The 5,760-nt window shown below is 40.7% G+C and carries 8 protein-coding genes; 3 read left to right on the plus strand and 5 right to left on the minus strand.

Annotated elements, in window-relative coordinates:
- Both Q0296_RS06530 and Q0296_RS06535 read right to left on the minus strand, forming a co-directional pair.
- The coding region (locus Q0296_RS06530) for a retention module-containing protein (protein WP_298038259.1) at positions 1–964 on the minus strand (964 nt) is incomplete at its 3' end.
- A gap of 91 nt (positions 965–1,055) precedes the next feature.
- Positions 1,056–1,430 (minus strand): RidA family protein, encoded by a 375-nt coding sequence (locus Q0296_RS06535; protein WP_298038261.1) that lies wholly within the window; start codon positions 1,428–1,430, stop codon positions 1,056–1,058.
- Positions 1,431–1,524: 94 nt separating this feature from the next.
- Between Q0296_RS06535 and Q0296_RS06540 the strand changes: the two genes are divergently transcribed.
- Positions 1,525–1,998: a cysteine permease gene (locus tag Q0296_RS06540; RefSeq protein ID WP_298038264.1), complete on the plus strand. Its 474-nt coding sequence runs from the start codon at positions 1,525–1,527 to the stop codon at positions 1,996–1,998.
- Here Q0296_RS06540 and Q0296_RS06545 read toward each other — a convergent pair.
- Genes Q0296_RS06545 through Q0296_RS06555 form a run of 3 tightly spaced genes read right to left on the minus strand, consistent with a single transcriptional unit; the run spans position 1,976 to position 3,974 of the window.
- A complete protein-coding gene (locus tag Q0296_RS06545; protein WP_298038267.1) occupies positions 1,976–2,515 on the minus strand; it encodes a hypothetical protein in 540 nt (179 codons plus the stop codon). The genes Q0296_RS06540 and Q0296_RS06545 overlap by 23 nt on opposite strands.
- A gap of 43 nt (positions 2,516–2,558) precedes the next feature.
- On the minus strand, positions 2,559–3,119 hold the full coding sequence (locus tag Q0296_RS06550; RefSeq protein WP_298038270.1) for a Fe-S-containing hydro-lyase: 561 nt from the start codon (positions 3,117–3,119) through the stop codon (positions 2,559–2,561).
- A gap of 9 nt (positions 3,120–3,128) precedes the next feature.
- A complete protein-coding gene (locus tag Q0296_RS06555; protein ID WP_298038272.1) occupies positions 3,129–3,974 on the minus strand; it encodes a fumarate hydratase in 846 nt (281 codons plus the stop codon).
- A 149-nt stretch (positions 3,975–4,123) separates the two neighbouring features.
- On the opposite strand from Q0296_RS06555, the gene Q0296_RS06560 reads away from it, so the two are divergent.
- Both Q0296_RS06560 and Q0296_RS06565 read left to right on the plus strand, forming a co-directional pair.
- Complete coding sequence (locus tag Q0296_RS06560; RefSeq protein WP_298038274.1) at positions 4,124–4,687, plus strand: LemA family protein; 564 nt, start codon at positions 4,124–4,126, stop codon at positions 4,685–4,687.
- A gap of 10 nt (positions 4,688–4,697) precedes the next feature.
- Positions 4,698–5,588 carry a DUF3137 domain-containing protein gene (locus Q0296_RS06565; protein ID WP_298038277.1) on the plus strand — a complete coding sequence of 297 codons (891 nt, stop codon included), beginning with the start codon at positions 4,698–4,700 and terminating at the stop codon, positions 5,586–5,588.
- Positions 5,589–5,760: the final 172 nt, after the last annotated feature.

A 5,760-nucleotide genomic window follows, 5' to 3' on the forward strand; every position in this document is an offset into this window, starting at 1 on the left:
TATCACCACGTCTATTCTCATCATCAGAAATTTTACCATCATGGTTTTCGTCTTCATGAGAATTTACATCAGTAGGTTTGCTTGGTTTTCTGTCGCTATCTTCAACAATATTACCAATAGTTGGATCACTTGGATTGTCTGGATTATTAGGGTTAACAATCTCAGCTGTGATTGTATTATCACCTGGTTTTACTGGAACATCAGGAACACTTACTTTACCATTATCGATGTCATCTTTGGTGATCTCTTTTTCACCAACTTTATTTCCATCCTCATCTCTAATGACTACTTTATCACCTGGTTTTACACTGCCGTCATTTGGAAGTGTAACATCAACGGTTGTCTTGCCATGATCATTATCACCACGTCTATTCTCATCATCAGAAATTTTACCATCATGGTTTTCGTCTTCTGGAAAATCAATTCTAGATGGTCTACTTGGCTTACGAGTAAGGTCTGGATCTATCAGAGTAGTATCTGCTACGTCTGCTGCGCCACCCCCTACGTTATCTACTGGACCTGAGAAAGATCCAGCACCTAAAGGATTTATTGCGCTAGTATCAGCACTGATATTTGAATAGTGTCCGCCATGTTCGAATGATACTGAACCAAGGCTCACGCCATCTCCGCCACCAGCTGCATTACCGCCACCAGCTGCAGTTTCTTCTAATTTTGTTAAATCTTTTCCATCAAGCAAAGCTTTTTGCAAATCACTTACATCAGCAACTGTGTTATCAGAATTTGCTAAAACACTATTATCTAGTTTAACAGATTCATTACCTAAGATAGTTACATCTTTGCCGTTATCCATTGATACGACTGCTTTAGAAGCTGCTGAAGAGGTTTTGATCACCTCGCCAAAAAATAGAGCATCACCTGCTTTTAATACTCTTTGTGTGCCGTTTTCGTCTACAGCCACAACTAAGCCAGATACTTGTTTTATAACACCGATTTGAGTTGCCATGGAACCCCCTTAATATTAGATTTTTGATTATTTTAAGGGAATTGTAGATCAAATTTTTTTCTTTGTAAATTGTACTTTGGTACAATAATTGTTAATAAGCTGCGATAACCTCTATTTCTACGAGTGCATCTTTTGGTAAAGTCTTCACAGCTACCGTGCTTCTAGCTGGATATGGCTCTTTGAAAAATTTAGCGTATGTGACATTTACCTTGGCAAAATCTGCCATATCTGCTAAAAAGATCGTAGTCTTTACAACATTATCAAAACTAAGTCCAGCTTCAGCCAAAATGTTTTGCAAATTTGTAAGTGACTGCTGCGCTTGAGCCTCTACATTGCTACCTGCAAACTCACCCTCTGGTGTGACGCCAAGCTGCCCTGAGATAAATAAAAATCCATTTACACTAATCGCCTGAGAGTACGGCCCGATCGCTTGCGGTGCATTTTTAGTCGAAATTTGTTTTTTCATATTTTATCCTTTGAAATTTGGCAAAATCCTACTATAAATTTCTAAATTTTTAGGCACCAAAGGCTATAATGAGCAAAATTTCAAAAGGAAAAAGATGCAAATAACTCTTGCACCAAACGAATTTTTAGATGGCTACGTGCTTGGCGCTCAGCTTGCTAAAAATGCCGGCATCTCCTCAAACGCCTATCTTTTTTGGAAAAACGCGATCAGCGCTAAATTTGAAAACTCGCGCATCGTTTTTCTTAGAAAAAAGAGCGTCCCAGAGAAATTTGCGAGCGCCTTACAAGCTTGCACACCGCTAGATGGCCTTACCCCAACTGGCGTTTTTTGCTCATTTACCTCGCTTGCCCCTTCGCACCTTGTCGCTAAAAATGGCTCTAAAATTTATGATCTTTTTGAATTTCATGAAATTTGCGGTATCAAATTTTTAAATTTAAAGAAATTTTATGATGATTTTAAACTTAGCTACTCGTATAGAATTTACATAGAAAAGTGCAAATTTTTCTCGCCAGCGCCCTTTGAAAAGCGCATAAAACTAACTGATACTATGTGTCTTGGCTACTACTAGCCACCTCGTAAACGATCAGTGCTTCGCTTTTATAGCCATCACACCCACCTTTGTATAGCAAAATTTCGTCGTTTTCTCTTTTAGCGTAAATTTTTATGTGAGCGGCATTTGTGCTATCGTCGTAGTCTTCATATATAAATTTAAACTCGTCCCTATCCAGCGTGACTAACAGCAGCGCCTGAAACGAAACGGCAAGCACTATCTCCTCGCCAAGATCGCTTGCTCTAAATTTACTAGCAAGCTTCACGACAAACGAGCCCACGTCGCTAAAATACTCTTCAGGGCTCTCATACTCGCTTTCAAAAACTACTATATCATTTAGCGACCACTCATTTTGCGTCTTGTTTTCTTCAAATTTCTGCCCTTTTTTGATGGCGTTTTTTAGAAATATCCCTTGTGCTTTTATGACAAAGCCCTCGTCCAAAATTTGCTTTAGCTTTAAATTTACTAGCTCGCTTTTGGATTTGGTAAAAAATTTGAGCAAATTCTTTGCTTGATCGTTGTAAAAAGTTTTCATCTTGGGAGAAATTCCGCTAGCTTAGGCTGCTAGCGGATCAAATTTAGATTTTTTTGTAAGGTGCTTGGCCGACTTCGTAGAAGTTATTGCCCTCGCAGTCGATAGCTACTATCGCTGGGAAGTCCTCTACTGTGAGCCTTGCAACTGCCTCTGGTCCTAGCTCTGGGTAGGCTAGCACTTCATATTTTTTGATACTTTGGCTGATAAGCGCTCCGATGCCGCCGATAGCGACCATATAAACGCAGCATGATTTTTTCATAGCCTCGACTACGGCGTCGTTACGGTAGCCCTTGCCGATCATGCCATTTATGCCGACCTCGTTTATCATAGTTGGCGTGTATTTGTCCATTCTGCCGCTTGTTGTTGGGCCTGCTGCACCGATAGCTTGGTTTGGTTTAGCTGGTGTTGGTCCGACGTAGTAGATAGTCTCGCCCTTTAGCTCAACTGGTAGCTTCTCGCCGCGTGCTAAAGTCTCAGTTAGCGCCTTGTGAGCGGCGTCGCGAGCTGCTATGATGGTGCCTGATATTAGGACATTGTCGCCTGCTTTTAGGCTTTTTACCACCTCTTTATCAAATGGTGCTGTTATTCTTTTTACTTCTGACATGTTATCTCCTTAAAGCTCGGCATCTGCGTGGCGTGCAGCGTGGCAGTTGATATTTACAGCTACTGGTAGGCCTGCGATGTGAGTTGGATACCACTCGACATTTACTTTTATAGCGGTTGTATCGCCGCCAAGTCCTTGAGGGCCGACGCCTGTTTGACTAGCAAGCTCTAGTAGCTCCTCTTCTAGCTTTGCATATCTTGGATCAGGGTTTTTGCTATCCACTGAGCGCACCGCAGCCTCTTTTGCTAAAAGTGCCGCTTTGTCCATAGTGCCACCTATGCCAACGCCTATTGTCATTGGAGGGCAGGCATTTGGTCCAGCGTATTTTACAGCCTCTAAAAAGACCTTTTTAACGCCCTCTACGCCATCAGCTGGCACAAGCATTTTTAAAACTGACTTGTTCTCGCTACCAAAGCCTTTTGGTGCTACTTTGATCTTAAATTTATCCCCTGGCACGATCCTAGTGTGAATGACTGCTGGAGTGTTGTTTGTAGTGTTTTTTCTCTCATAAAGTGGCTCTGCGACGACTGATTTTCTAAGATAGCCCTCGGTGTAGCCCTTTGCAATGCCCTCGTTTATCGCATCTTCTATATATCCGCCCTCGATATGCACGTCTTGGCCGATCTCAACAAAGACAACAGTCATACCCGTATCTTGGCAAATAGGCGCTACGCCCTCTTCTGAAAGCTTAGCATTTTGTAAAATTTTGCCCAAAATGTCTTTTCCAAGAGATGAGCTCTCTTTGGTTTGAGCTTTTATAAAAGCAGCCTTTATATCTGGTGTGACGACGTAACAGGCCTCTTTACAAAGCTTAGCAACGACCTCTTTTATATCTTTTACGTTTATAGTTCTCATTTTTCCTCCTCGTAAAAAACAATTTTTAATTATATAAATTATATGTAAAATTTAAGATTAAAGTTTGTTTTTTTGCTAAATTTAGTGTTTAAAAACGCTTAAGCAACTTTGGATAAACTTTCAAAAACTTAAATTTAAAAGGAAATGCCATGAATTTATTTGTCGTCGTCATAGTCGTCTTAGCGCTAGCTTTCATCTTTTTTATAAGCCTTTACAACTCCCTAGTTGCAAAGCAAAACCAAGTAAAAAGCGTCGAGGCTGGCATAGATGCGCAGCTAAAAAGAAGGTATGATCTTATACCAAATTTAGTAGCTACTGCAAAAGAGTACATGGTGCATGAAAAAGGCGTCTTAGAAACTATCACCGCCCTTAGAGAGAGTGCCAAAAACGCCACAACTCTAGAGGATAAATTTGAGCTAAATAACAAAATTTCAGGCCTGCTAAATGGCCTAAGAGTGAGCGTGGAAAACTATCCAGACCTAAAAGCAAATCAAAATTTACTTCAAATCCAAAGCACACTAAGCGAGGTCGAAGAGCAAATTTCAGCTGCACGCCGTGCCTACAACTCAGCCGTTGAAATTTACAACAACGCCATACAGATGTTTCCTTCAAACGTCGTAGCTTCAATGTTTGGCTTTCATAAAGATGTCTTTTTTGATATCCCAGAAAATGAAGCTGCTGCTCCAAACGTCGGTGATCTTTTTAAAAAATAGGGCCTAAAAAATGGAGCAAAACAACCTAAAAGGTATAAACTACGCCGATCTTGAAGCCCTTGAGCAAGAGCGTCAAGATATCGGCAAAAAGCTCTCCAAGATACTATTTTATGGGATTGGTGGAGCGGTCGTGGGTGGAATTTTTCTAGCCTCGATAAAACTTGGAAATTTATTTATATTTTTACTAGTTGGAGTCGTTGGCTATCTTGGCAAAACTACAATTGAGCTAAAAAACAACTTTAGAGCAAATTTCAAGCAAAAAGTAGTCACGGCCATAGTCAAAAACTACGGCCTAAATTTTAACGCAAATGGCTCGCTTAGCGTATATGACTTTTATCAAATTTACGACACCGACGTGAGCGAGTATCGCGGCGAGGACTTGATATTTGGCAAGGTGGATAACACCGAGTTTAAGCTCTGCGACTTTTACGCTGCAAAGGTGACAAAAAGTGGCAAACACACCCATACGACGGTTAAATTTGAGGGCATCTTGCTAAAGGCGGAGTTTAAAAAAGAGCTAAACGCCACGATCTACGTCTGCGATAAAAAGCGAACATCTGATCTAAAAAGCGAGGGCGAGCTAGCGACGATGGATAACCCTAAATTTAACGAGCTCTTTAAGACATATACGACCGATCAGATCGCAGCTAGATACGCTCTGTCGCCAAAACTAATGGAAAATTTTAACAACCTAAGAACCAAATTTAACGCCCCGCTCTCGGCGGCATTTTTGAAAAATGAAATTTACATAGCGATCGATCTAAGAAAAGATAGCTTTGAGCCTGATATACAAAAACCGATAACTAGCAACGAGAGCATACAAAGCTACATCGCAGGAGTTAGCGACTTTGTGGAGATCGTGCATGATCTGGAGCTAAACAAAAATATCTGGAAGAGCTAAATGCCAGAAAAAAAGCTCAAAGAGGGCGACATATTTTACGTCTATAATGATTACTACAAGAGATATTTCTTTGGCAAAATCTTAGTTGATATCATGAACCGTTTTATAAAGCGAGCGAATGAGGGCCTTCTTTGGCCGCTCGATTTTTTTAGTGACTGCTACTTGGTTGCTG

It is taken from the genome of uncultured Campylobacter sp. (assembly GCF_937890585.1).
Taxonomy (GTDB): domain Bacteria; phylum Campylobacterota; class Campylobacteria; order Campylobacterales; family Campylobacteraceae; genus Campylobacter_A.